Source organism: Escherichia sp. MOD1-EC5990 (genome assembly GCF_002965285.1).
GTDB lineage: Bacteria > Pseudomonadota > Gammaproteobacteria > Enterobacterales > Enterobacteriaceae > Escherichia > Escherichia coli_F.
In genome coordinates this window covers 26,587-50,477 of the sequence record NZ_PTRV01000027.1, presented here as the reverse complement: position 1 = coordinate 50,477, position 23,891 = coordinate 26,587, and the positions used below count along the sequence as shown (strand labels likewise).

Genomic DNA, 23,891 nt, shown 5'->3' with positions numbered 1-23,891 from the left:
ATGGTTAACCATTCGTGCTCTTAATAATACCAGGCATATCAGGCTGATAAACGTAAAAAAACGTTTTACATCAGTAAGATTATTATATACTGTAATTATAAACAGTGGTTATACATACAGTATTGCGTGTGGTGTCATAGGAGGAAAGATGCAGGACTATTTTTTGGAGTCTTTGAAGCTCCAGCGCATTGATTTTTTTCTTAAGCTTGTAGCGGCCAGTGAGTGTAGTGATGAAGAGAAGGGACTGGCTCTGCAGTGGGTTTCTGAATTGACTGATGAACTCATGGCAAAAATCAGAAGCCACGAATACAACCGCTCAATGGATGTCATCAGCTGAGGTGACTTTTATGCGCATTGAAATAATGATCGATAAAGAGCAGAAGATTAGCCAGTCTACCCTGGACGCCCTTGAATCCGAGCTTTACCGTAATCTGCGCCCCCTGTATCCCAAAACGGTAATTCGTATCCGCAAAGGTAGCTCTAACGGTGTGGAACTGACCGGACTGCAACTGGACGAAGAAAGGAAGCAAGTGATGAAAATTATGCAGAAGGTGTGGGAAGACGACAGCTGGCTGCATTAAGAAACGTTGCTGGCGTCTGAACTTGTTTCTGGCGTCAGCAAGGTTGAACAACGAGCCCTTGCGAGGCGTTAGCTCTGTAGTGCATGTCTATGCCGCATGAGATCGCATGATCGTTTGAGGATCGTTTTTGCTAAGGCCCGCCAGAACTGGTGGGCTTTTGCGTAGATCATGCAGGTGCATGAAAACCACTACATAAAGCGGGCAGGCGTGGCGGGGATACGAGCGCGCGCCGCGGGTTGAAATAGTAAAATTCACTTAGCCTCAGGCCCGCTGATGGTTTTCTTCTGAAAGGGAGGGCGCGTTTTTGTGCAATCTTGTTTGAAGGGATTTAAATAAATGTTGAATGTGTTCCGGAGTTGGCTGTAGATTTAGTGTTCTGTCACAAGTTGCAGTGATAGGTAGCAAACCTTTAAAAGGTTCTGCTATTGTTTCATTAAAGATTTATAGTCTTTGTCCGAAAATGACATTAAAGTAGTCGCCTTTAATGTCGTAAGCATGAAGGACAGAGAATTGAACTTAGAGCAGATTGCCAGTCAAAGTATAAGTAACCTTCAGTTTCTCCTCGATACTTTGAAGATGCCGTTGGCTGTTGGTCCAATCAGTGATGAAGACTATGTGATCCTGACCACAGGATATGCTCAGCTAGAATGGGATTATGGTTTTTCTCGGTTTGGCAATCGAAGTGATAAGTTTGAATTTTGTTTGAAGCTCCTTGCGGGGCCACTTAGGCATATCCCTTCTGGCGCAGCTATGTGCACCTTTGACGAGGACGCTGGAGTCATAGAGATCCATTTTGTGGAATCTTTTGTGAAAGATGATGACGTAGAGCACCCTCTTTACGGCAACATGTTCATGGTTACATTGTGGGCGGTATATCTTTTTGGTAGCGCGGTTGGGTGTCAAGAGATTCGGATCCCTGAAGCCCTGAATCAAAAAGTTGCTGACCACTATAAAAAATTTGGTTTTAAAGGTGATATAAGCTTGCTTTCGGCACCTTTTGCTACAATAACTGATGTAGTAAGACGCTACATTACTTCTAAGAAACAGTAGATAAATTTTTGCGCAGTGCTACAATGCTGCGCCAAACATCCACCACCGGATGATGAGGCTTGACCTCTAAGAGGAAATCATGACTATGACGCATAGTGACAAGAAAGCTCAGAAGCATTACTCAGTATCTGATGTTTTCAGCCGTATGGGCGTCGCGATGGAAGAACTACTTCAAGCGGCCCCACATATGATGCAGGACTGCAAATTTGAAGGAAATGAGCTGCATGGTAAGCTCAAAGAAAAGCAGAAAGCTGCTTAATTCCATGAAATGCGTTTTGCATGAAGCCCGGTAATACCGGGCTTTTTTATGCTTGCTAGTCAGTATTAAGCTCATATGGATTGAATCGGACTACCTCTTCACCAAGCCATTCATTTAGCTCCAGCAATCGCTTTTGTAACGGTACTATTTCGTTTCTTGTGAAGACGCGACTGGCCTTTTCCACATCCCCAAAACCGCCGGTATTGTTGGGAATGATACCCATCATTTGCGGCGGCACACGATGCGCCGCCATCATGTCGTCCCGGCTCACGTTCTTGATATTCAGGAACTCATCCTTCGCCGCCACTTCTGACAACGGGATAATCTGAAGCCCATCCTTTTTGCCGTTAGGCGAGTACATAAACAGGTTACGGAAGTTACCAGGACCTTTGGCACTTTTCATTGCGTTGCGGAGGTTGTTCACATCCTCCTGGTTCTGCGCGGCGTCGGTCATGTACATGATGAAGCCCGCATGGCTGCCGTTGATGTAATACTTCCGGCGGAACAGCGTGGCGGACTCGTTGAGCAGGGCTGACGGAATGGCAGAAAGATAACCGGGCAGGCCGTAGATCTCCTGGTTGATGTCCGGCTCCATCAGATGAAAAATGCTGCCTTTCGTGAACTGATACGGCTGGGTTGTCATACCGTATTGCACAAACCAGTAGGTATCCAGGTCTAACCCGCGTCGGGTGTATTTTGCCAGAGCAGGCTCAAGGGCTATAACTTCACCGAAGCGGTTCGTGCGTTTCTCCAGGTAGGCGTTACCAAAAACCAGATAGTCCTGTACAAAACGCGAAAAAGCCTGCTGGCTGAGCAGCGGGTGAGGGATGTAGGTGCTGGTCAGAATGTTGCACTTTACTGCAATCGGGGAACTATGATGAACGGCAGCGCGGAAGGTGCGCGCCAGTCCGTCAAAGCTGACGGGCGGCTCATACCAGCGGTCCATCTGTACGCATTCCACATAATCCAGCAGTTCTCGGCGGTCCAGAACAGGAACGGGATCGCCGAAGCTGAATGCTTCGGCTGTAGTTTGACTTTTAAGCTGGATCTGTTTCGTCGCCGCAGCGCGGTTCTTCTTACTCTTTCCCATCAAAAAATCTCCACAATATTGCTGGTATTGGCGGATTCGCCCTGCAGCGGTTCGTTAAACAGTGCGTGCATTGTTGCCCAGGCCAGATCGGCGTGGCTGGCTTCTTCGCTGCGGCTGGCTTCATAGGTTGGGCGGTTGCCACTGGCGGTGGTGGCGCGACGGATTGCCATGAATGACTGCGCAATGTCGGTGTGCCCGGCGTCAAACTCCAGGCGGCGGTGGCTAATAATGTCGTAGGCCTTGAGTACCAGGGCGTTTTTAACGTTGGGGTTGTAGACAAACTCCCGGACGGCAGGAAAAAACGCTTTCACGTTCTCGTAAACCCCGTGACCGACGCCGGTTGAGTCGATACCGATGTATGTCACGTTGTACTGTTCGGTCAGTTTTTTGATGGCGTCAGCCTGGGCGCGGAAGTCCATCCCGCGCCACTGGTGACGCTCAAGAATGCGGAACTTACCGCCCGGCACGGCTGGCGGTGACACCACCACGCACCCGGCGCTGTCGCCGTTTTGCGTACCTTTTGCCGGGTCATAACCGATCCACACTTCGCGCCAGCCAAACGGGCGCAGGGCCAGTGCATGAAAGTCGGTCCAGACTTCCCAACTGTCCACCATGCACGCCTGCAGCTCGCTGAGCGGGAACACGGACGCGAGATCGTCCACAAACTCGCACATCAGCAGGTTCTGGTATTCGTCCGGGCTGTACTCCATACGCAACTGATCGAGGTCGAACAGGTTACATCCGCCGCGCACTGCATCTTCCACGGTGACTATCTGGCGGTATTGCCCGTCTGCACACAGCAGGCCGGGAGCCAGATTGCTGTGGGACAGGTCGATGTCCACCTTATCGGCTTTGTTGCGCCCACGGTTGAACAGCGCACCGGACCAGAACGGATAAGCACTGTGGGTCAGGCTGGATGGCGTGGAAAAATAGGTCTGTCGCCATTTCTTGTGAATAGCCATACCGGAAGCCACTTTGCGCAGCTCCTGGAATTTCGGTATCCAGAAATATTCATCCAGATACAGGTTGCCGTGATAACTCTGGGCAGTGCGGGCATTGGTGCCGAGGAAATACAGTGTGGCCCCGTTGGGAAGCACCATCGGATCGCCTTTCAGCTCCACCTCCACTTCTTTGGCAAAGTCGATGATGTACTGTTTGAAGACGTGGGCCTGTGCCTTACTGGCAGAAAGGAAAATCTGGTTACGTCCGGTAAGCAGGGCGTCAATCAGGGCTTCACGGGCAAAATAGAAGGTCGCGCCGATCTGGCGTGACTTCAGCAGGTTGCGGATGCGGTTGGTTTTTCCGGCTTCCCACCAGTGGCGCTGGTAGTTGAACATGGAGGAATGGAAAATTTCTTCCAGCTTCTCAATCTGGTCATCGGTGAAAACATTCTTTTCAGGCTGACGGCGTGGGCCTTTGTTGCGGTTGGCGACGTTAGGGTTTAAGTCGGCTTCGTTGCCGCCATTGTTAAACTTGCCGATCCGCGCGTGGCGCTCAGACTGGCGCGCCAGCAGGTCAATCTCTTTGAAATCTTTCCCTTCTTTGTGCTCCTTCATGATGAGCTGGCAGTAGCGTGCGGCGGTGGTGAGCTGCATCTGATCCAGAGGCCCATAGTCACCCCACTTGTCGCGTTTTTTCCAGCTGTGAACGGTTGCAACTTTCTCGCCCAGCATTTCAGCAATGCGGGCTACGCGGTATCCCTGAAAGTACAGCAGCATGGCCTGCCGACGGGGATCGAGATCTGCGGGTGTCAGTGTGGTGTTCATGGCACAAACCTACAGCCTTGAATGAAGGCTTTCCCCGCCTGCGGTTTGTGTGGTTGTCGGTACAAATACCGCGCATTGTTTCACTGCCCCTATCACCGCAACCATAAGGCTCCAGTAAGTTTTTTCTAACGGAGCACGGCTCATGACAGTGAAAGCAAAGCGTTTTCGCATCGGGGTGGAAGGTGCCACCACCGACGGACGCGAAATCCAGCGTGAATGGCTGGAACAGATGGCAGCCAGCTATAACCCGGCGGTGTATACCGCGCTGATTAACCTTGAGCACATCAAGTCTTATCTGCCGGACAGCACCTTTAACCGCTACGGCAAGGTGACGGCGCTGTTTGCTGAAGAAATCACGGAAGGTCCGCTGGCAGGCAAGATGGCGCTGTATGCCGACGTTGAGCCAACGGAGTCCCTGGTGGAGCTGGTGAAAAAAGGCCAGAAATTATTCACCTCTATGGAAGTCAGCCCGAAGTTCGCTGATACGGGCAAAGCCTACCTGGTCGGCCTGGCTGCCACTGATGACCCTGCCAGTCTGGGCACTGAAATGCTGACATTCAGCGCCAGTGCAGCCCATAACCCGCTGGCAAACCGCAAGCAGAATCCCGCCAATCTCTTTACCGCCGCAGAGGAAACGGTGATCGAACTGGAAGAAGTCCAGGACGACAAACCGTCCCTGTTTGCCCGCGTCACGGCGCTGTTTACCAAAAAAGAGCAGTCCGATGACGCCCGGTTCTCTGATGTGCATAAGGCCGTGGAGCTGGTCGCCACTGAGCAGCAGAACCTGAGCGCACGCACCGAAAAATCCCTGTCTGAGCAGGAAGAACGTCTGTCTGAGCTGGAGACTGCCCTGCAGGCACAGCAGACCGCCTTTAACGAACTGGTGAATAAGCTGAGTCATGTAGACAGCCGCCAGGACTACCGCCAGCGTGCAACAGGCGGTAACGCCCCCGCTGACACTCTGACCAATTGCTGATGGAGCACAAAACCCGATGAAGAAGAATACCCGCTTTGCTTTTAACGCTTACCTGCAGCAGCTGGCGCGTCTGAACGGTGTGGCAGTTGAAGAACTGTCCAGCAAATTCACTGTGGAGCCGTCTGTGCAGCAGACGCTGGAGGACCAGATCCAGCAGTCCGCCGCTTTCCTGACGCTGATTAACGTCACGCCAGTGACTGAGCAGTCCGGTCAGCTGCTGGGGCTGGGTGTTGGCAGCACCATTGCCGGAACCACTGACACCACCGCGAAAGAGCGTGAACCCGTCGATCCGACCCTGATGGTCGATGTGGAATATAAATGCGAGCAGACCAACTTTGACACGGTGCTGACCTACGCGAAGCTGGATCTGTGGGCGAAGTTTCAGGATTTCCAGGTGCGCATCCGTGACGCCATCGTGAAACGTCAGGCACTGGACCGCATCATGATCGGCTTTAACGGCGTGAAGCGTGCGAAAACCTCCAACCGTAGCGAAAACCCGCTGCTGCAGGATGTGAACAAAGGCTGGCTGCAGAAAATCCGTGAGGATGCACCGGATCACGTCATGGGCAGCACCACCACGGGCGGTGAAACCACTCCGGGTGCGGTGAAAGTCGGGAAAGGTGGCGAATATGCCAACCTGGACGCTGTGGTGATGGATGCCGTCAATGAGCTTATCGACGTGGTTTACCAGGACGATGACGATCTGGTGGTGATTTGCGGTCGTGAACTGTTGTCTGACAAGTATTTCCCGCTGGTCAACAAAGAGCAGGAAAACAGTGAAAAACTGGCTGCCGATATGATCATCAGCCAGAAACGCATGGGTGGCCTGCAGGCCGTGCGTGCGCCGTTCTTCCCGCCGAATGCGCTGCTGATCACCCGTCTGGATAACCTGTCCATCTACTGGCAGGAAGACACCCGCCGCCGTTCAGTTATCGACAACCCGAAACGTGACCGGATTGAAAACTTTGAATCCGTTAATGAAGCCTATGTGGTTGAGGACTACCGCTGCGCCGCACTGGTGGAAAACATCCAGATTGGTGATTTCAGCGCCGCCGCAGCCGAAACCGGAGCGTAATCCATGAGCCTGAGTCCCGCACGGCAGCATCGCCTGCGCGTTCAGGCTGAACAGGCCGCCCGCGAGGGCGGCAGTGTTCGCCACGCATCGGGCTATGACCTGATGCTGCTGCAACTGGCGGAAGACCGCCGCCGTCTCAAGGGCGTTCAGTCCACGGTCAAAAAAGCGGAAATCAAGGTGGAGCTGCTGCCGAAGTACGCCGCCTGGGCAGAGGGTGTCCTGGCTGCCGGAGGCGCTCAACAGGATGACGTGCTGATGTACGTGATGCTGTGGCGCATTGATGCCGGAGATTATGCCGGGGCGCTGGAGATCGGGCGTCATGCCCTGCGTCATGGCTGGGTGATGCCGCTGGGTAACCGCAACGTGCAGACCGTGCTGGCAGAGGAAATGGCAGACGCCGCGCAGAGCGCAATGCTTGCCGCCACCGGCTTTGATGCCGATCTGTTGTTGCAGACGCTGGAGCTGACAGACGGTCTGGATATGCCGGACCAGTCACGGGCGCGTCTGCATAAAGCGATTGGCGCTGTCCTGAGTGAAAGCAATCCGGCTTCCGCCCTTAATCATCTCAACCATGCGTTACAGCTTGATCCCCGCTGTGGCGTGAAAAAAGACAAACAGCAGCTGGAGCGCAGACTGCGCAATGACAGCCGCTGACAGAACGTGCCCCCGCGCACGGGCGGCACGGGGTGGCGAAAGGCACTGCCACATCAAAACCCCGTCCACCGCCCTCTATTTCAGGAGAAAGCAGCATGAAGTTTGTTGCGCCAGAACAGGCACCGGAACAGGCGGAAATCATCAGAAATACGCCGTTCTGGCCTGATGTGGACCTGTCGGAGTTTCGCAGTGTCATGCGCACTGACGGCACGGTGACGCAGCCGCGTTTAAAGCAGGTTGCGCTGTCGGCAATTTCGGAGGTCAACGCAGAGCTGTATGAGTTTCGCAGACGTCAGCAGATGCTGGGGTATGTGTCGCTGGCTGAGGTTCCGGCGGAACAGCTGGACGGCAAAAGTGAGCGCATTCAGCACTATTTCAACGCGGTTTACTGCTGGGCACGCGCCATGCTCAACGAACGATACCAGGACTATGACGCCACGGCATCCGGTGTGAAGCGAGGCGAGGAACTGGCGGAATCCAGCGGTGATTTGTGGCGTGACGCCCGCTGGGCTATCAGCCGGGTGCAGGATGCGCCGCACTGCACAGTGGAGCTTATCTGATGAAAGTGCGTGCGCATCAGTATGACACGGTGGACGCGCTTTGCTGGCGTCATTACGGGCGCACGCAGGGTGTCACGGAGCAGGTACTGAAGGCAAATCCGGGGCTTGCCGAATATGGCCCCTTTTTACCTCACGGGCTGCAGGTGGAGCTGCCGGACATTCCGACCACCACCACCGTGCAGACCGTCCAGCTATGGGACTGAATTATGACGCTTGAGCGAATCAGCGCCTTTATCACGTACTGCATCGCCGTTGTGCTGGCCTGGCTGGGCGATTTGTCCATCAAGGATGCCTCAACGCTGGGCGGCCTGATGATTGGTGTGCTGATGCTGGCTATCAACTGGTACTACAAACACAAAGCCTACCAGCTTCTGCGCGACGGGCAGATCTCGCGGGAGGACTATGAATCCATCAATCGTTAAACGCTGCCTTGTCGGGGCCGTGCTGGCTATTGCTGCCACGCTGCCGGGGTTTCAGCAGCTTCACACCTCCGTGGAGGGGCTGAAACTGATTGCCGATTACGAAGGCTGTCGTCTGCAGCCGTATCAGTGCAGCGCGGGCGTCTGGACCGACGGCATTGGTAACACGTCAGGCGTCATTCCCGGCAAAACCATTACGGAACGACAGGCAGCAGAAGGACTGATTTCCAACGTGCTGCGTGTGGAGCGGGCGCTGGAAAGGTGTGTGAAACAACAGCCGCCGCAGAAGGTATATGACGCTGCGGTGTCGTTTGCCTTCAACGTGGGAACGGGCAATGCCTGCAGTTCCACGCTGGTGAAATTACTCAATCAGCGGCGCTGGGCGGATGCGTGCCGACAGTTGCCGCGCTGGGTTTATGTGAAAGGTGTGTTTAATCAGGGGCTGGATAACCGCCGTGCGCGGGAGATGGCCTGGTGTTTACAGGGAGCAAACTGAAATGAAAAAGAAATTAATCAGCGGGCTGTTTCTGATGTTATGGATGGCGCTGTTAATCGCAGCAATGGTGTATCCCCAGGGGATTTTTCCGGTACTGGCAGCGTCCGGCGTTTGGGTAGCCTGTTTACTGATATGGGCGGTAATTCCGGTAGCACTGGCTGCGTTAATTAAGAATGGCCCGCTCTGGCAGGAGTTGAGGGCATCTTTGCTGAAGACAATTACCCGAAAAGAAAACGTATTTATCAGCTGGGTGATGCGATTGCTGATTGTCGTAAGTCTCGCCTGGACGGGGTGGGCTATTACCCTGGTCTTTTATCTACTGACCGTTATTGCCTTCTGGATCACCCGTAATCAGATGGCGCAACAGGTATCAGCATGAACCGGTTGCTGCTGGTTGTGCTGGCGTTATTACTGGCGGCGCTGGGCTGGCAGACGTGGCGGCTGGCTGATGCCAGCCAGACCATCAGCACGCAGGCAGACGAGCTGCAGAGCAAAAGCCAGGCACTGGCAAAGAGCAATAGCCAGCTTATCAGCCTGTCCATTCTGACTGAAACCAATAACCGGGAGCAGGCGCGGCTCTATGCCGAAGCAGAACAGACCAGTGTACTGCTGAGACAACGACAACACCGGATTGAGGAACTGAAACGTGAGAACGAGGATTTACGCCGCTGGGCTGATACACCTTTGCCTGCTGACATTATCCGGCTGCGGGAACGCCCCACACTCACCGGAGGTGCAGCTTACCGTCAGTGGTTGTCCGCGAGTGACGCCGTGTCGGCTGGGACAGGCAGCGCCGCGCACTAACGGTGGCCTGAACGCGTTGCTGGATGAAACGGAGGCCGCCTGGGCGGTCTGTGCAGACAAAGTGGACATGATTATTGCGTGTCAGGAGCGAAACAGTGAACAAACCACAATCCCTGCGCCACGCCCTCAATAAAGCGGTGCCTTATGTCCGCAATAACCCGGACAAACTGCATCTGTTTGTGGATAACGGTTCGCTGGTTGCCACGGGGGCCAGCTCCATGTCGTGGGAGTACCGTTACACACTGAACGCGGTGATTGAGGATTTCAGCGGCGACCAGAATCTGCTGATGGCCCCGGTTTTGCTGTGGCTGAGGGATAACCAGCCCGATGCCATCAATAACCCGGCGTTACGGGAAAAGCTATTCACCTTTGAGGTGGATATTCTGCGCAACGATGTCTGTGATATCAGCCTGAACCTGCAACTGACGGAACGTGTGCTGGTCAGCACTGACGGCAGTGTGTCGAGCGTTGAAGCTATAGCGGAACCTGATGCACCTGAAGAAATGTGGACGGTGAAACGTGGCTGAACTGCAGAAGGTGGACGACTGGCTGAGTGCCTTGCTGGCGAATCTGGAACCAGCCACGAGAAGCCGCATGATGCGCCAGCTGGCGCAGGAACTGCGCCGGACACAGCAGCAGAATATCAGGATGCAGCGCAATCCAGATGGCAGCAGTTATGAACCGCGCAGGGTAACAGCACGCAGCAAGAAAGGCCGCATCAAACGTCAGATGTTTGCAAAGTTGCGCACCACAAAATACCTGAAAACTGCCGCCAGCGCCGACTCTGCCAGCGTACAGTTTGAAGGCAAGGTGCAGCGTATTGCCCGTGTTCACCATTACGGCCTGCGTGATCGCGTCAGTCGCAAAGGACCGGAGGTCCGTTACGCAGAGCGCCGCCTGCTGGGTGTAAATGATGATGTTGAGGCAATGACCCGCGACATGATTCTGCAATGGCTGGCGGGATGATCTTTGTATCAGCACTGATACAAGTTGCAGCACTGCCGCCTTTCTTCCCCTGATGGCAACCTTTCCCTATGAACGCACAATTAACCGAAATCATGCGCCTTATCACCAACCTGATCCGCACTGGTGTAGTCACCGAAGTGGACCGGGAAAACTGGCTTTGCCGGGTGAAAACGGGCGACCTTGAAACCAACTGGATTAACTGGCTGACGCTGCGCGCGGGTAATGCCCGCACATGGTGGAAACCATCGGAAGGTGAGCAGGTGGTGCTGCTGAGTCTGGGCGGCAATCTGGAGACGGCCTTTGCGCTGCCCGCTGTCTATTCGAATCAGTTCGCACCACCGTCGACGTCGGCGGACGCCTGCGTGACAGAACATCCTGACGGTGGCTGGTTTGAATACGAACCCGCCAGTGGGCGCTGGTATGTCAGGGGCATCAAATCAATGGTCATTGAGGCCGCTGACAACATCACCATGAAAACCAGTGAGTTTGTACTGGAGGCTGACCGCACGCGCATTAACAGCGAAGTGGTGATCAATGGTGGCGTTACCCAGGGCGGCGGAGCGATGAGTTCTAACGGGATCGTGGTTGATGCGCATCAGCATACTGGCGTCCTGAAAGGCGGCGATACCACCGGAGGTCCGGTATGACGCTTTATAGCGGGATGAACAATACCAGCGGTAAAGCTATTACTGATATTGACCATCTGCGCCAGTCGGTGCGGGACATTCTGCTGACACCGCAGGGTAGCCGCATTGCCCGCCGGGAATATGGTTCCCTGCTGTCGGCTTTAATAGATCAGCCACAAAATCCGGCGTTACGCCTGCAGGTCATGTCGGCTGTGTATGTGGCACTGAGTCGCTGGGAGCCACGGCTGACGCTGGATTCCATCACCATCAACAGCAATTTTGACGGTTCAATGGTGGTGGAGCTGACCGGGCGGCGGAATAACGGTGTGCCTGTGTCCCTTTCCGTATCAACAGGAGCAGAGAATGGCAGTGATTGACCTTTCGCAGTTGCCTGCGCCGCAGATTGTGGATGTGCCGGACTTTGAGACGCTGCTTGCCGAACGCAAGGCAGAATTTGTGGCGCTTCATCCGAAAGATGAGCAGGAGGCTGTGATCCGCACGCTGGAACTGGAATCTGAACCCGTCACCAAATTGCTGCAGGAGAACGCTTACCGTGAGTTGCTTCTGCGCCAGCGCATTAACGAAGCCGCGCAGGCGGTGATGGTGGCTTACGCGATGGGCGGCGATCTGGACCAGCTCGCTGCCAACTACAACGTGAAACGCCTGACGGTGACGCCTGCTGATGATGACGCTGTGCCGCCCGTTGCAGCTGTGATGGAAAGCGATGAAGCGTTACGCCTGCGTGTGCCTGCAGCCTTTGAGGGGCTTTCAGTTGCGGGGCCAACTGCAGCTTATGAATTTCATGCCCGAAGCGCCGACGGTCGGGTGGCGGATGCCAGTGCAACCAGTCCGGCACCTGCAGAGGTGGTGCTGACAGTCCTTAGCCGCGAAGGCGACGGAACAGCAGAAAAAGACCTGCTGGATGTGGTGGAAAAAGCCCTGAACAGTGAGAACGTCCGCCCGGTGGCTGACCGTCTGACGGTTCGCAGTGCAGAAATCATCCCGTACCGTGTGGAAGCCACCATTTTTCTCTATCCGGGACCGGAAGCGGAGCCGGTAATGGCAGCGGCAAAAGCCAGCCTGCAGAAGTACATCGCCAGTCAGACGCGGCTTGGTCGGGATATTCGCCGTAGTGCCATTTTTGCCGCGCTGCATGTTGAGGGGGTTCAACGTGTGGAGCTGGCTTCACCGCTGGCGGATGTGGTCCTGAACAAAACACAGGCCGCATCATGTACGCAGTGGAGCGTAACCAACGGAGGAACGGATGAATAGTCTGCTGCCACCGGGTTCAACTTCACTGGAGCGCCGACTGGCGCAAACCTGCAGCGGGATTTCTGATCTGCAGGTGCCGCTTCGTGACTTGTGGAATCCGGCAACCTGTCCGGTCAGTTTCCTGCCTTATCTCGCCTGGGCGTTCTCTGTGGATCGCTGGGACGAGGGCTGGACAGAAAGCGTCAAGCGCCAGGTGGTGAAGGATGCTTTTTATATTCATCAGCATAAAGGGACCACCAGTGCCGTGCGGCGGGTGGTGGAGCCGTTCGGCTTTCTGATCCGCATTATTGAGTGGTGGCAGACCGGAGAGGCACCGGGCACGTTTCGCCTGGATATCGGCGTGCAGGACCAGGGCATCACTGAAGATACCTATCTGGAACTTGAGCGACTGATAAGCGATGCCAAACCATGTAGCCGCCACATGATCGGCATGTCCATCAATCTGCAGACCAGCGGCCCGCATTGGGTGGGAGCCGCCAGCTATCTTGGCGAAGAAATCACGATCTATCCGTATATCAACGAAACGATTATTTCCGGTGGCACCGCGCATGAAGGCGGGGCGGTCCATGTTATTGACACAATGAGAGTGAATCCATGAGCACAAAATTTTATACCCTGCTGACGGATATTGGCGCGGCGAAACTTGCCAGCGCCGCCGCGCTCGGTGTGCCGCTAAAAATTACCCATATGGCGGTGGGCGATGGCAGTGGAGTATTGCCAACGCCGGACGCAAAGCAGACGGCACTGGTAAATGAGAAACGCCGGGCTGCGCTGAATATGCTTTATATCGACCCGCAGAACAGCAGCCAGATTATTGCCGAACAGGTGATCCCTGAAAACGAGGGCGGTTGGTGGATACGTGAAGTGGGCTTGTTTGATGAGTCCGGGGCATTGATTGCCGTGGGCAACTGCCCGGAAAGCTATAAGCCGCAACTGGCTGAAGGTAGCGGGCGCACTCAGACCGTGCGCATGGTGCTGATTACCAGCAGCACGGACAATATCACCCTGAAAATCGACCCTGCTGTAGTGCTGGCAACCCGCAAGTATGTGGATGACAAGGCACTGGAGCTGAAGGTGTACGCGGATGATCAGATGGCAAAACATCTTGCCGCACCGGACCCGCATTCACAGTACGCGCCAAAAGCCAGCCCGACATTTACCGGAACCCCCAAAGCGCCAACGCCAGCGGCGGGGAATAATACCACGCAGGTTGCGACCACTGCGTTTGTACAGGCGGCACTGACGGCCCTTATTAATGGTGCGCCAGCCACGCTGGACACGCTGAAAGAAATAGCCGCAGCCATTAACAATGATCCGAATTTCAGTACCACCATTAACAATGCGCTGGCACTAAAAGCACCGTTGTCGAGTCCGGCACTCACCGGAACGCCAACAGCCCCCACGGCGGCGCAGTCGGTCAACAATACACAGATTGCCACTACGGCTTTTGTGAAATCGGCGATTGCAGGAATGGTGGGTTCTGCACCTGCTGCACTGGATACACTGAACGAACTGGCGGCGGCACTGGGGAATGACCCGAACTTTGCCACGACAATGCTTAATGCGCTGGCAGGTAAACAACCGCTGGACAATACGCTTACCAATTTGAGTGGAAAGGATGTAGCTGGTCTTCTCACATACCTTGGTTTGGGAGAAGGTGCTCCAGCTATTGGCGTTCCGTTCTTCTGGCCGTCCGCTGCAATGCCAAATACTGTAATCGACAGCTGGTCCAGTATGGTGTTTTTGAAGTTCAACGGCGCGAAATTCTCTGCCACTGATTATCCTGTGCTGGCGAAAGTGTTTCCTTCGCTGGTATTACCTGAAGCCCGCGGTGATTTCATTCGTATCTGGGATGACGGGCGAGGTGCAGACGGTGGTCGCGAATTATTAAGCTGGCAGGAAGCTACAAACTTTTCTCAGTTTGCCGGGGATATAGGCGGAGGTGCGGGACACGCAATTAACTTTCATGATGGCATCGCCGGAAATCAGCCAGGATTTTCACGATTTAATTTCACCAGTAACTCTGTGGGTGATGGTGTGAATTTTGTTGCTGTCAGACCGCGAAATATTGCATTTAACTTTCTGGTGAGGGCTAAATAATGAAACCTGTTTTTGATGAAAATGGGCTGGCTACAGTGCCGGGCGATATGCGTTGTTTTTATTATGATGCTGAAACATCTGAGTATACGGGCTGGTCTGATGAATATATTAATACTGGCGTAAGTATGCCCGCCTGTTCCACTGGTATTGACCCGGGCGAAAACATTCCGGGGAAAGTGGCAGTATTTACGGGTAAGGGATGGAGCCATGAAGAAGACCATCGCAATGAGACTGTTTACTCAACAGAAAATGGCGCAGCTGTTACAGTGGATTATATCGGTGCCATCAAAAACGGTTATGTCACGCTTTCACCGTTAACGCCATATGATAAATGGGATGGTGAGAAATGGGTGACAGATACTGAGGCACAGCATAACGCCGCAGTAGAAGCAGCAGAAGCACAGCGCCAGTCACTGATTGATGCAGCAATGGCTTCCATTAGTCTGATTCAGCTGAAATTACAGGCCGGACGGAAACTGACTCAGGCAGAAACAACCCGACTTAACGCCGTGCTGGATTACATTGACGCGGTGACGGCAACAGATACCAGCACCGCGCCGGATGTCATCTGGCCTGAACTGCCGGAGGCGTAGGCCATTCAATATCGGGTGCTGTTGAAGTATCAACACGCATCAGCAGCACACGGTATTTCTTCCATTCGGTGAGAGTTGAAGTTTCTTCATCAGTTGCGATATCAGCATCAACAGCATCCTGACGCCAGGATATTTCACTGTCAGCTTTTTCCCGTAATTGGGATTTTTTAACTTCAGCAATAGCTATTAATTCCTTTTTGGTCGGCTGAGGAATATCTATCAGTGCTGGTTTTCCATTCAGTGTTCCAATCTGTTTTCCTGGTGGAATATCCATAAATAACTTTTTATGTTCTTCCTCACTGACTATTACACCATCATCAGGCCACAGACCTGATGCCTCAAATTTTTCTTTCTCCGATATGGGGAAAAAGCCATTTGCTTTAGCGCTCCATACGTACATATCAATACCCCACCGCTATAATGTCCACATTAAATCCCCCGGGACCTGCCTGCCAGATGCTGGCCCCTGTTAATGATTTTGTTTGATGAACAACCGCCACATTTGCTGGCGATTGTGTTTCAGTTGTTACAGTACCGATATCATTCCAGTTAATTGAGATGGAATAGTTCGTTGTTGTAAACGACCGGGGGAAAGTTATGTGTCTTACATTGGTGCCAACAGGAAATCCAAGATAAACACGCTGAATTATCATTCCTCCAGGTAACATAACCCAGTTAGCACCTTCTCCAAAACCAACGTTTAAGAAAATGCAGAGGTAACAGCTAACTGGCATCATCTCCGGTTTTTATTCAGGGGGATGATCATGCTTATTGGCTATGTACGCGTGTCAACAAATGACCAGAACACCGATTTGCAACGTAATGCACTGAACTGCGCGGGATGTGAGCAGATTTTTGAGGACAAAATCAGTGGCACTAAGTCCGACAGACCGGGGCTGAAAAAACTACTCAGGACACTATCGGCAGGAGACACGCTGGTTGTCTGGAAGCTGGACAGGTTGGGGCGCAGTATGCGGCATCTTGTTACGCTGATAGAAGAGTTGCGCCAGCGTGGTGTGAATTTCAGAAGCCTGACTGACAGTATTGATACCAGTACCCCAATGGGCCGTTTCTTTTTTCATGTCATGGGTGCCCTGGCTGAAATGGAACGCGAACTGATAGTTGAACGTACCAGGGCAGGGCTGGCTGCAGCTCGTGCCAAAGGCAGAGTAGGTGGACGCCGTCCTAAGTTGACCACCGAACAGTGGGCACAGATTGGGCGTTTACTCGAGGCCGGAGAATCAATACAGCGTATTGCACTGATTTTTGATGTAGGCGTTTCTACCATTTATAGAAAATTTCCGGCAAATAAGATCAATGAATCCCCCTGAATCAGCATTATGTTGATTATCCCTGCAAGCAGACAAATACCGTTATTTTGTGTGAATAACGACACAACTGCGCTTAGCTGTTTGTCAGGCACAATCACTTCAACATAGGGCGAAGCCTAATCCAATCAGGAGGTTCGCCACTATGGCTCAGGATTACCACCACGGGGTGCGCGTTGTTGAAGTCAACGAAGGCACCCGATCTATTACCACGGTGAGCACCGCCATCGTGGGTATGGTCTGCACGGGCGATGATGCCGATGCAAAAATGTTTCCTCTTAATAAACCCGTGCTGATCACTGATGTGCTGACTGCCAGCGGTAAAGCGGGTGAGTCAGGTACTCTGGCCCGTTCGCTGGATGCCATCGCTGACCAGGCAAAACCCGTGACCATTGTTGTGCGTGTGCCGCAGGGTGAAACGGAAGACGAAACCACGACCAATATCATCGGCGCAGTGACTGCTGAAGGTAAAAAAACAGGTATGAAAGCCCTGTTATCTGCCCAGTCACAGCTCGGCGTTAAACCGCGCATTCTCGGCGTGCCAGGCCACGACACCAAGGCGGTAGCTACTGAGTTGCTGAGCGTGGCGCAAAGCCTGCGTGGATTTGCTTACCTGTCAGCGTATGGCTGCAAGACAGTGCAGGAGGCGATCACTTACCGCGAAAACTTCAGCCAGCGCGAAGGGATGCTGATCTGGCCTGACTTTACTGGCTGGGACACGGTGCTGAATGCCGAAGCAACGGCATATGCCACCGCCCGTGCGCTTGGTCTGCGCGCCAAAATTGACGAGCAGACCGGATGGCACAAAAGCCTGTCCAACGTGGGCGTGAACGGTGTCACCGGAATTTCTGCAGATGTGTTCTGGGATCTGCAGAACCCGGCAACCGATGCAGGTCTGCTGAACCAGAACGACGTCACCACGCTTGTGCGTAAAGACGGTTTCCGCTTCTGGGGTTCCCGCTGCCTGAGTGATGACCCGCTCTTTGCCTTCGAAAACTACACCCGCACGGCGCAGGTGCTGATGGACACGATGGCAGAAGCACACATGTGGGCGGTGGATAAACCGCTTAACCCGTCGCTGGCCCGCGACATTATCGAAGGTATCCGCGCCAAAATGCGCAGCCTGGTCAGTCAGGGCTATCTCATTGGTGGTGATTGCTGGCTGGATGAGTCGGTGAACGACAAAGACACGCTGAAAGCCGGAAAACTCACCATCGACTACGACTACACGCCAGTGCCGCCACTTGAAAACCTGATGCTGCGTCAGCGCATCACCGATCAGTACCTGGTGAATTTCGCCAGCCAGGTCAGCGCGTAAGGGGACAACATGGCTTTACCACGCAAATTAAAACACCTGAACCTGTTTAACGACGGGAACAACTGGCAGGGGATCGTTGAGTCGCTGACGCTGCCGAAATTTACCCGCAAATATGAGAAGTATCGCGGCGGCGGAATGCCGGGTGCGGTGGATGTGGATCTGGGGCTTGATGACAGTGCGCTGGACACAGAATTTTCCATTGGTGGTACTGAATTGCTGCTGTTTAAACAGATGGGTAAAGCCACGGTGGATGGCATCCAGCTGCGCTTTACCGGCTCTATTCAGCGTGACGATACCGGGGAAGTGCAGGCCGTGGAGCTTGTCGTGCGTGGACGTCACAAAGAAGTGGATTCCGGCGAGTGGAAGACGGGCGAAAGCAACACCACCAAAGTGACCAGTACCAACAGCTACGCGAAGCTGACCATCAATGGTGAGGTGCTCTATGAAGTGGACCTTATCAACATGGTGGAAATTGTGGACGGTGTGGACCTGATGGAAGCGCACCGCAACGCCCTCGGCCTCTGATATATCTGAACGGCGCGGGATACCGCGCCAGAACCCAATTGACAGGACAGCAAAATGAGCGATAAGCAGACTGAAAAGACCATTCAACTGGATACCCCCATCAAGCGCGGTAAAACAGAAATCACCGAAATTGTGCTGCGTAAACCGCAGTCCGGTGCGCTGCGCGGTACACGCCTGCAGGCCATTATGGATATGGATGTAAACGCGATGATGACCGTGATCCCCCGCATCTCCAGTCCGGCACTGACTGCACAGGAAATTGCAGAGATGGACCCGGCAGATCTCACTGCCATGTCGGTTGAGGTTGTCACTTTTTTGTTGAAGAAGTCGGTGCTTGCCGGTTTACCGACAGCCTGACGGTTGACGATCTGGTGGCAGATATCGCCACCATTTTTCACTGGCCGCCATCCGTTACTGACGTTATGCCGCTGACCGAAGTGCTGGAATGGCGGTATAAAGCGATTCAGAGAAGCGGGGCCAACGATGAGTGATAACAACCTGCGTCTGCAGGTCATTCTTAATGCGGTTGACAAGCTCACCCGCCCATTTCGATCTGCGCAGGCCAGTTCAAGAGAACTGGCTGCTGCTGTCAAAAAATCCCGCGATGCAATAAAGCAGCTTGATCAGGCCGGGAGCAGTCTGGACAGCTTCCGAAAGCTGCAGGCAGAAAATCAGAAATTAGGCGACAGGCTGAACTATGCCCGCCAGCGTGCAAATTTGCTCAGTCAGGAACTGGGAGCGATGGGGCCGCCTTCGCAACGTCAGGTTGTTGCTCTGGGCCGTCAACGGCTGGCTGTTCAGCGCCTGGAAGAACGCCAGAAAAAGCTGCAGCAGCAGACGGCGCTTGTGCGTGCTGAACTGTACCGGGCGGGAATTTCTGCGAAAGACGATGCGGGAGCAACTGCCCGTTTAGCCCGTGAAACATCACGTTATAACCAGGAACTTTCGAAACAGGAGGCGCGGCTGAAGCGACTGGGGGAAGCTCAGCGCAGGATGAATGCAGCGCGTGCCAGTTATGCCCGTTCGCTGGAGGTGCGTGATCGTATTGCAGGTGCCGGAGCCACCACCACGGCTGCAGGGCTGGCAATGGGTGCGCCAGTGATGGCGGCAGTAAAAAGCTATACCAGCATGGAAGATGCCATGAAAGGTGTGGCAAAGCAGGTCAATGGTCTGCGTGACGATAATGGCAACCGCACTGCACGTTTTTATGAAATGCAGGATGCCATCAAGGCTGCCAGCGAACAGTTGCCGATGGAAAACGGTGCGGTGGACTTCGCTGCACTGGTTGAAGGTGGTGCGCGCATGAACGTCGCAAACCCTGACGACAGCTGGGAAGATCAGAAACGTGACCTGCTGGCCTTCGCCAGTACGGCAGCAAAGGCGGCAACAGCCTTTGAGCTGCCAGCGGATGAACTGTCAGAAAGTCTGGGGAAAATCGCCCAGCTCTACAAAATCCCCACCCGCAATATTGAACAGCTCGGTGATGCGCTGAACTATCTGGATGATAACGCCATGTCGAAAGGGGCAGACATCATTGATGTGATGCAACGTCTGGGCGGTGTGGCTGACCGTCTGGATTATCGTAAAGCGGCGGCGCTGGGTTCCACCTTCCTGACACTGGGCGCTGCGCCAGAGGTTGCAGCCAGTGCAGCAAACGCGATGGTGCGTGAATTGTCCATTGCCACCATGCAAAGCAAGAGTTTCTTTGAAGGGATGAATCTGCTGAAACTCAATCCTGAAGTGATTGAAAAGCAGATGACGAAGGATGCGATGGGAACCATCCAGCGCGTGCTGGAGAAGGTAAACGCGCTGCCGCAGGACAAGCGCCTGTCTGCCATGACTATGTTGTTTGGTAAAGAGTTTGGCGATGACGCGGCGAAACTGGCAAACAACCTGCCGGAACTGCAGCGTCAGTTAAAACTGACAGCGGGCAATGATGCGCTTGGCTCCATGCAGAAAGAATCCGACATTAACAAGGATTCACTTTCTGCGCAGTGGTTGCTGGTCAAAACCGGAGCGCAGAACACCTTCAGCAGCCTGGGCGAAACGCTGCGCCAGCCGCTGATGGATATTCTGTACACGGTGAAAAGCGTTACGGGGGCGTTGCGTCGCTGGGTGGAAGCTAACCCGGAACTGACAGGCACACTGATGAAAGCATCGGCTGTTGTGGCTGCGGTTACCGTCGGCCTCGGCACCTTAGCGGTGGCGCTGGCTGCAGTGCTGGGGCCGCTGGCAGTGATCCGTCTGGGATTCTCTGTGTTGGGTATCAAAACGTTATCTTCCGTTACGGCAGCAGTAACTCGAACCAGCAGCGCGTTGTCCTGGCTGGCTGGCGCACCACTGGCACTGCTGCGACGCGGGCTTGCTTCATCGGGCAACGCCGCAGGTTTACTTACTGCGCCGTTGTCGTCTTTGCGCCGCACGGCATCACTGACGGGAAATGTCCTGAAAACTGTAGCAGGTGCGCCGGTTGCACTTTTGCGGTCTGGATTATCCGGTTTACGTGCTGTTGCTGTGATGTTTATGAATCCTCTGGCGGTACTGCGCGGTGGACTGGCCGCCGCAGGCACGGTGCTGCGAGTACTGGCATCTGGTCCACTGGCGATGCTGCGCGTTGCCCTGTATGCCATATCTGGTCTGTTAGGTGCTCTGCTCAGTCCGATAGGTCTTGTGGTTACTGCACTGGCGGGCGTGGCGCTGGTTGTCTGGAAATACTGGCAACCCATCACCGCATTTCTCGGTGGCGTGGTGGAAGGATTCAAAGCGGCGGCAGGTCCCATCAGTGCAGCGTTCGAACCGCTTAAGCCCGTGTTCCAGTGGATTGGCGACAAAGTGCAGGCGCTGTGGGGCTGGTTTACTGATCTGCTGACGCCCGTTAAGTCGACCTCTGCCGAACTGCAGAGCGCAGCGGCAATGGGGCGGCGATTCGGGGAGGCACTGGCGGAAGGGCTGAATATGGTTATGCATCCGCTGGACTCCCTGAAATCCGGCGTTTCCTGGTTGCTGGAGAAGCTCGGCATTGTCAGTAAAGAGGCCGCAAAGGCAAAACTGCCGGAAAGCGTGACGCGTCAGCAACCTGCGACGGTGAATGCAGACGGTAAAGTGATGATGCCATCGGGTGGTTTTCCATCATGGGGATATGGCTTTGCGGGGATGTATGACAGCGGCGGGTATATCCCGCGCGGGCAGTTTGGCATCGTCGGTGAAAACGGGCCGGAAATTGTTAACGGCCCGGCAAATGTGACCAGCCGGAGAAATACAGCTGCACTGGCTGCCGTTGTTGCCGGAATGATGGGCGTTGCTGCCGCGCCAGCAGAGCTTCCACCGTTGCACCCCTTGGCACTTCCCGCGAAAGGTGGAGAAGCAATTGTGAGTCGCGCAGCCACTGTGCCGCTCGTTCAACGGATTGAGGCACCGACGCAGATCATCATTCAGACGCAGCCAGGACAAAGTGCGCAGGATATTGCGCGGGAGGTGGCACGCCAGCTTGATGAACGTGAACGCAGGCTGAAGGCAAAAGCCAGGAGTAACTACAGCGATCAGGGGGGATACGACGCATGATGATGGTGCTGGGATTGTACGTGTTTATGCTGCGCACCGTTCCGTATCAGGAACTGCAGTATCAACGCAGCTGGCGACATGCGGCAAACAGCCGGGTAAACCGACGTCCGTCCACGCAGTTTCTGGGACCGGACAACGACATGCTGACGCTTTCCGGTGTTCTTATGCCGGAAATAACAGGCGGCAGGCTGTCGTTGCTGGCACTGGAGCAGATGGCAGAACAGGGGAAAGCATGGCCCCTGATTGAAGGCAGCGGCACGATTTACGGCATGTATGTGATTGAGGGACTGAATCAGACTAAAACGGAGTTTTTCCGCGACGGTATGCCGCGCCGGATTGAGTTCACCCTGTCGCTCAAACGAGTGGATGAATCCCTGTCCGATATGTTCGGTGATCTCAGTGCGCAACTGAATAATCTGCAGGACACGGCAACGTCTGCCTTAAGCGATATCAGTAAAACGGTGGGAGGGCTGCTGTCGTGAATTTCAGCTCTGAACTGCTTAACAAAGGCAACAAAACTCCCGCATTCAGCATCAGTATTGAGGGCAGGGATATCACCACTGTGCTGGATAACCGCCTGATGAGTTTGACGCTGACGGATAACCGGGGCTTTGAAGCGGACCAGCTTGATCTGGAGCTGGATGACGCTGACGGAAAAATCGTGCTGCCGCGCCGTGGTGCGGTTATTACGCTGGCGCTGGGCTGGAAGGGGCAGCCGCTTTTCCCGAAAGGGGCATTCACAGTGGACGAGATTGAACACACTGGCGCACCGGACCGCCTGACTATCCGGGCGCGAAGTGCTGATTTTCGGGAAACGCTGAATACCCGCCGTGAAAAATCGTGGCATAAGACCACCGTCGGGGAAGTGGTGAAGGAAATAGCCGCGCGGCACAAGCTGAAGATGGCACTGGGTAAAGACCTGTCGGATAAGGCCGTGGAGCATATAGACCAGACTAATGAGAGTGACGGCAGTTTTCTGATGCGGCTGGCGCGACAGTACGGTGCCATCGCGTCGGTGAAAAATGGCAATCTGTTATTCATCCGGCAGGGGCAGGGCAAAAGCGCCACTGGTAAACCTCTGCCAGTGATCACTATCACACGCAAGGACGGCGACAGTCACCGATTTACCCTGGCAGATCGCGGAGCCTACACGGGCGTAATTGCCAGCTGGTTGCATACCCGCGAACCTGCGAAGAAAGAAAGCACCACGGTGAAGCGTAAGCGCAGAACTAAGAAGCAGAAGAAAGAGCCGGAAGCGAAGCAGGGCGATTACCTGGTGGGTACGGATGAAAACGTGCTGGTACTTAATCGCACTTATGCCAACCGGAGCAACGCTGAACGGGCAGCGAAAATGCAGTGGGAACGCCTGCAACGCGGCGTTGCGTCATTCTCGCTACAACTGGCGGAAGGGCGGGCAGATCTTTACACGGAAATGCCAGTGAAAGTTAGTGGCTTTAAACAACCGATAGATGATGCGGAATGGACCATTACGACTCTGACTCATACCGTCAGCCCGGATAATGGTTTTACGACCAGTATTGAACTCGAAGTGAAGATTGATGATCTTGAAATGGAATAAAGTGTTCTCAATATTGATATTTTGTGTATCATTACAATGATTCTGATAGCAAAGGTAGGGATCTGGATATGATGAATTGTCCAAAGTGTGGTCATGCGGCACACACAAGGAGCAGTTTTCAAGTAACTGAAAGCACCAAAGAGCGTTACTGCCAGTGCCAAAATATTAACTGCGGGAGCACTTTTGTTACCCATGAAACAGTGGTCCGGTTTATTGTGACACCCGCACTTATTGCTACTGCTCCTCCACATCCATTGCCAGGTGGTCAGGGGCATATGAATTTTTGAGAAAGA

General features: G+C 54.1%; 34 protein-coding genes and 2 pseudogenes. 32 read left to right on the top strand and 4 right to left on the bottom strand.

The annotated features are described in order from the left end of the window. The first annotated feature begins 148 nt into the window (after window positions 1-148). The 4 genes from BEB42_RS22620 to BEB42_RS22605 all read left to right on the top strand — a co-directional run bounded on the left by BEB42_RS22620 (window position 149) and on the right by BEB42_RS22605 (window position 1,890). Window positions 149-337 carry a hypothetical protein gene (locus BEB42_RS22620; protein ID WP_001154431.1) on the top strand — a complete coding sequence of 63 codons (189 nt, stop codon included), beginning with the start codon at window positions 149-151 and terminating at the stop codon, window positions 335-337. Window positions 338-347: 10 nt separating this feature from the next. Continuing rightward, the gene (locus BEB42_RS22615; RefSeq protein WP_001217575.1) at window positions 348-581 is read left to right on the top strand and encodes a DinI-like family protein; all 234 of its coding nucleotides are present in this window, start codon (window positions 348-350) and stop codon (window positions 579-581) included. A gap of 495 nt (window positions 582-1,076) precedes the next feature. After that, window positions 1,077-1,631: a hypothetical protein gene (locus tag BEB42_RS26855; RefSeq protein ID WP_223417136.1), complete on the top strand. Its 555-nt coding sequence runs from the start codon at window positions 1,077-1,079 to the stop codon at window positions 1,629-1,631. A gap of 85 nt (window positions 1,632-1,716) precedes the next feature. Next, window positions 1,717-1,890: a hypothetical protein gene (locus BEB42_RS22605; RefSeq protein ID WP_000149723.1), complete on the top strand. Its 174-nt coding sequence runs from the start codon at window positions 1,717-1,719 to the stop codon at window positions 1,888-1,890. A gap of 55 nt (window positions 1,891-1,945) precedes the next feature. Here the strand turns inward: BEB42_RS22605 and BEB42_RS22600 are convergent, their stop codons facing one another. Continuing rightward, window positions 1,946-2,980, bottom strand: coding sequence for a phage portal protein (locus tag BEB42_RS22600; protein WP_095092148.1), 1,035 nt, complete (start codon window positions 2,978-2,980; stop codon window positions 1,946-1,948). Beyond that, window positions 2,980-4,746: a terminase ATPase subunit family protein gene (locus tag BEB42_RS22595; protein WP_105267567.1), complete on the bottom strand. Its 1,767-nt coding sequence runs from the start codon at window positions 4,744-4,746 to the stop codon at window positions 2,980-2,982. Before BEB42_RS22595 ends, BEB42_RS22600 begins: the two co-directional genes overlap by 1 nt. A gap of 142 nt (window positions 4,747-4,888) precedes the next feature. Here BEB42_RS22595 and BEB42_RS22590 point away from each other — a divergent pair, with 142 nt between their 5' ends. The 19 genes and pseudogenes from BEB42_RS22590 (at window position 4,889) to BEB42_RS22505 (ending at window position 15,287) form a co-directional block, all read left to right on the top strand. Continuing rightward, window positions 4,889-5,722, top strand: a complete 834-nt coding sequence (locus BEB42_RS22590; RefSeq protein WP_016242313.1) for a GPO family capsid scaffolding protein — start codon at window positions 4,889-4,891, stop codon at window positions 5,720-5,722. A gap of 16 nt (window positions 5,723-5,738) precedes the next feature. After that, a complete protein-coding gene (locus BEB42_RS22585) occupies window positions 5,739-6,797 on the top strand; it encodes a phage major capsid protein, P2 family (protein ID WP_000742511.1) in 1,059 nt (352 codons plus the stop codon). A 3-nt stretch (window positions 6,798-6,800) separates the two neighbouring features. Next, the gene (locus BEB42_RS22580; protein WP_000059191.1) at window positions 6,801-7,451 is read left to right on the top strand and encodes a phage terminase small subunit; all 651 of its coding nucleotides are present in this window, start codon (window positions 6,801-6,803) and stop codon (window positions 7,449-7,451) included. A 95-nt stretch (window positions 7,452-7,546) separates the two neighbouring features. Further along, on the top strand, window positions 7,547-8,011 hold the full coding sequence (locus tag BEB42_RS22575; RefSeq protein WP_000673530.1) for a head completion/stabilization protein: 465 nt from the start codon (window positions 7,547-7,549) through the stop codon (window positions 8,009-8,011). Continuing rightward, on the top strand, window positions 8,011-8,214 hold the full coding sequence (locus BEB42_RS22570) for a tail protein X (RefSeq protein ID WP_000868175.1): 204 nt from the start codon (window positions 8,011-8,013) through the stop codon (window positions 8,212-8,214). Before BEB42_RS22575 ends, BEB42_RS22570 begins: the two co-directional genes overlap by 1 nt. A 3-nt stretch (window positions 8,215-8,217) precedes the next feature. Beyond that, window positions 8,218-8,433, top strand: a complete 216-nt coding sequence (locus tag BEB42_RS22565; RefSeq protein ID WP_000171568.1) for an HP1 family phage holin — start codon at window positions 8,218-8,220, stop codon at window positions 8,431-8,433. Then, on the top strand, window positions 8,414-8,926 hold the full coding sequence (locus BEB42_RS22560) for a lysozyme (RefSeq protein WP_001069905.1): 513 nt from the start codon (window positions 8,414-8,416) through the stop codon (window positions 8,924-8,926). Before BEB42_RS22565 ends, BEB42_RS22560 begins: the two co-directional genes overlap by 20 nt. A gap of 1 nt (window position 8,927) precedes the next feature. Continuing rightward, the gene (locus BEB42_RS22555; RefSeq protein ID WP_000727847.1) at window positions 8,928-9,305 is read left to right on the top strand and encodes a DNZ54_00345 family protein; all 378 of its coding nucleotides are present in this window, start codon (window positions 8,928-8,930) and stop codon (window positions 9,303-9,305) included. Continuing rightward, window positions 9,302-9,730 carry an Rz-like lysis system protein LysB gene (gene lysB, locus BEB42_RS22550; protein WP_001556510.1) on the top strand — a complete coding sequence of 143 codons (429 nt, stop codon included), beginning with the start codon at window positions 9,302-9,304 and terminating at the stop codon, window positions 9,728-9,730. The genes BEB42_RS22555 and lysB overlap by 4 nt, the downstream gene beginning before the upstream one ends. Beyond that, entirely contained in the window at window positions 9,615-9,863 is a 249-nt protein-coding gene (lysC, locus tag BEB42_RS26850; protein ID WP_230894735.1) for an Rz1-like lysis system protein LysC, read from the top strand. Before lysB ends, lysC begins: the two co-directional genes overlap by 116 nt. After that, window positions 9,826-10,257, top strand: a complete 432-nt coding sequence (locus BEB42_RS22540; RefSeq protein ID WP_001039935.1) for a phage tail protein — start codon at window positions 9,826-9,828, stop codon at window positions 10,255-10,257. Before lysC ends, BEB42_RS22540 begins: the two co-directional genes overlap by 38 nt. Next, window positions 10,250-10,696: a phage virion morphogenesis protein gene (locus BEB42_RS22535; protein ID WP_000829146.1), complete on the top strand. Its 447-nt coding sequence runs from the start codon at window positions 10,250-10,252 to the stop codon at window positions 10,694-10,696. The genes BEB42_RS22540 and BEB42_RS22535 overlap by 8 nt, the downstream gene beginning before the upstream one ends. 68 nt (window positions 10,697-10,764) lie before the next feature. Beyond that, window positions 10,765-11,343, top strand: coding sequence for a phage baseplate assembly protein V (locus BEB42_RS22530; RefSeq protein ID WP_072644162.1), 579 nt, complete (start codon window positions 10,765-10,767; stop codon window positions 11,341-11,343). Further along, window positions 11,340-11,699 (top strand): GPW/gp25 family protein, encoded by a 360-nt coding sequence (locus BEB42_RS22525; protein ID WP_000177580.1) that lies wholly within the window; start codon window positions 11,340-11,342, stop codon window positions 11,697-11,699. Before BEB42_RS22530 ends, BEB42_RS22525 begins: the two co-directional genes overlap by 4 nt. Next, window positions 11,686-12,594 (top strand): baseplate assembly protein, encoded by a 909-nt coding sequence (locus BEB42_RS22520; RefSeq protein WP_000268290.1) that lies wholly within the window; start codon window positions 11,686-11,688, stop codon window positions 12,592-12,594. The genes BEB42_RS22525 and BEB42_RS22520 overlap by 14 nt, the downstream gene beginning before the upstream one ends. Then, the gene (locus BEB42_RS22515) at window positions 12,587-13,192 is read left to right on the top strand and encodes a phage tail protein I (RefSeq protein WP_001086833.1); all 606 of its coding nucleotides are present in this window, start codon (window positions 12,587-12,589) and stop codon (window positions 13,190-13,192) included. Before BEB42_RS22520 ends, BEB42_RS22515 begins: the two co-directional genes overlap by 8 nt. Continuing rightward, a pseudogene (locus tag BEB42_RS27240) lies at window positions 13,189-13,578 on the top strand (phage tail protein); the annotation flags it as partial. The gene BEB42_RS22515 and the pseudogene BEB42_RS27240, both read left to right, overlap by 4 nt. A 648-nt stretch (window positions 13,579-14,226) precedes the next feature. Then, window positions 14,227-14,694: pseudogene (locus BEB42_RS27235) on the top strand (phage tail protein); the annotation flags it as partial. Next, window positions 14,694-15,287: a tail fiber assembly protein gene (locus BEB42_RS22505; RefSeq protein ID WP_053895507.1), complete on the top strand. Its 594-nt coding sequence runs from the start codon at window positions 14,694-14,696 to the stop codon at window positions 15,285-15,287. The pseudogene BEB42_RS27235 and the gene BEB42_RS22505, both read left to right, overlap by 1 nt. On the opposite strand, the gene BEB42_RS22500 is transcribed toward BEB42_RS22505, so the two are convergent. Together BEB42_RS22500 and BEB42_RS22495 are read right to left on the bottom strand one after the other, a co-directional pair. Beyond that, window positions 15,259-15,687, bottom strand: coding sequence for a tail fiber assembly protein (locus BEB42_RS22500; protein WP_000289820.1), 429 nt, complete (start codon window positions 15,685-15,687; stop codon window positions 15,259-15,261). The two genes, BEB42_RS22505 and BEB42_RS22500, sit on opposite strands and share 29 nt — an antisense overlap. Before the next feature lies 1 nt (window position 15,688). Continuing rightward, on the bottom strand, window positions 15,689-16,024 hold the full coding sequence (locus tag BEB42_RS22495) for a gp53-like domain-containing protein (RefSeq protein WP_096953003.1): 336 nt from the start codon (window positions 16,022-16,024) through the stop codon (window positions 15,689-15,691). A gap of 27 nt (window positions 16,025-16,051) precedes the next feature. Between BEB42_RS22495 and BEB42_RS22490 the strand changes: the two genes are divergently transcribed. The 9 genes from BEB42_RS22490 to BEB42_RS22450 all read left to right on the top strand — a co-directional run bounded on the left by BEB42_RS22490 (window position 16,052) and on the right by BEB42_RS22450 (window position 23,885). Continuing rightward, entirely contained in the window at window positions 16,052-16,618 is a 567-nt protein-coding gene (locus tag BEB42_RS22490; RefSeq protein ID WP_000905009.1) for a recombinase family protein, read from the top strand. A gap of 142 nt (window positions 16,619-16,760) precedes the next feature. Then, window positions 16,761-17,933 carry a phage tail sheath protein gene (locus tag BEB42_RS22485; protein WP_000046122.1) on the top strand — a complete coding sequence of 391 codons (1,173 nt, stop codon included), beginning with the start codon at window positions 16,761-16,763 and terminating at the stop codon, window positions 17,931-17,933. 9 nt (window positions 17,934-17,942) lie between these two features. Further along, complete coding sequence (locus BEB42_RS22480) at window positions 17,943-18,458, top strand: phage major tail tube protein (RefSeq protein WP_001207660.1); 516 nt, start codon at window positions 17,943-17,945, stop codon at window positions 18,456-18,458. Between the two features lie 54 nt (window positions 18,459-18,512). After that, window positions 18,513-18,815 (top strand): phage tail assembly protein, encoded by a 303-nt coding sequence (locus tag BEB42_RS22475; RefSeq protein WP_001281009.1) that lies wholly within the window; start codon window positions 18,513-18,515, stop codon window positions 18,813-18,815. 14 nt (window positions 18,816-18,829) lie between these two features. Next, window positions 18,830-18,949: a GpE family phage tail protein gene (locus tag BEB42_RS22470; RefSeq protein ID WP_000763311.1), complete on the top strand. Its 120-nt coding sequence runs from the start codon at window positions 18,830-18,832 to the stop codon at window positions 18,947-18,949. Then, window positions 18,942-22,019, top strand: a complete 3,078-nt coding sequence (locus tag BEB42_RS22465; RefSeq protein WP_001282787.1) for a phage tail tape measure protein — start codon at window positions 18,942-18,944, stop codon at window positions 22,017-22,019. The genes BEB42_RS22470 and BEB42_RS22465 overlap by 8 nt, the downstream gene beginning before the upstream one ends. Further along, window positions 22,016-22,501: a phage tail protein gene (locus BEB42_RS22460; RefSeq protein ID WP_000980391.1), complete on the top strand. Its 486-nt coding sequence runs from the start codon at window positions 22,016-22,018 to the stop codon at window positions 22,499-22,501. Before BEB42_RS22465 ends, BEB42_RS22460 begins: the two co-directional genes overlap by 4 nt. Next, on the top strand, window positions 22,498-23,598 hold the full coding sequence (locus BEB42_RS22455; RefSeq protein ID WP_105267565.1) for a phage late control D family protein: 1,101 nt from the start codon (window positions 22,498-22,500) through the stop codon (window positions 23,596-23,598). The genes BEB42_RS22460 and BEB42_RS22455 overlap by 4 nt, the downstream gene beginning before the upstream one ends. A 68-nt stretch (window positions 23,599-23,666) precedes the next feature. Further along, on the top strand, window positions 23,667-23,885 hold the full coding sequence (locus BEB42_RS22450; RefSeq protein WP_000980501.1) for an ogr/Delta-like zinc finger family protein: 219 nt from the start codon (window positions 23,667-23,669) through the stop codon (window positions 23,883-23,885). Window positions 23,886-23,891 lie beyond the last annotated feature (6 nt).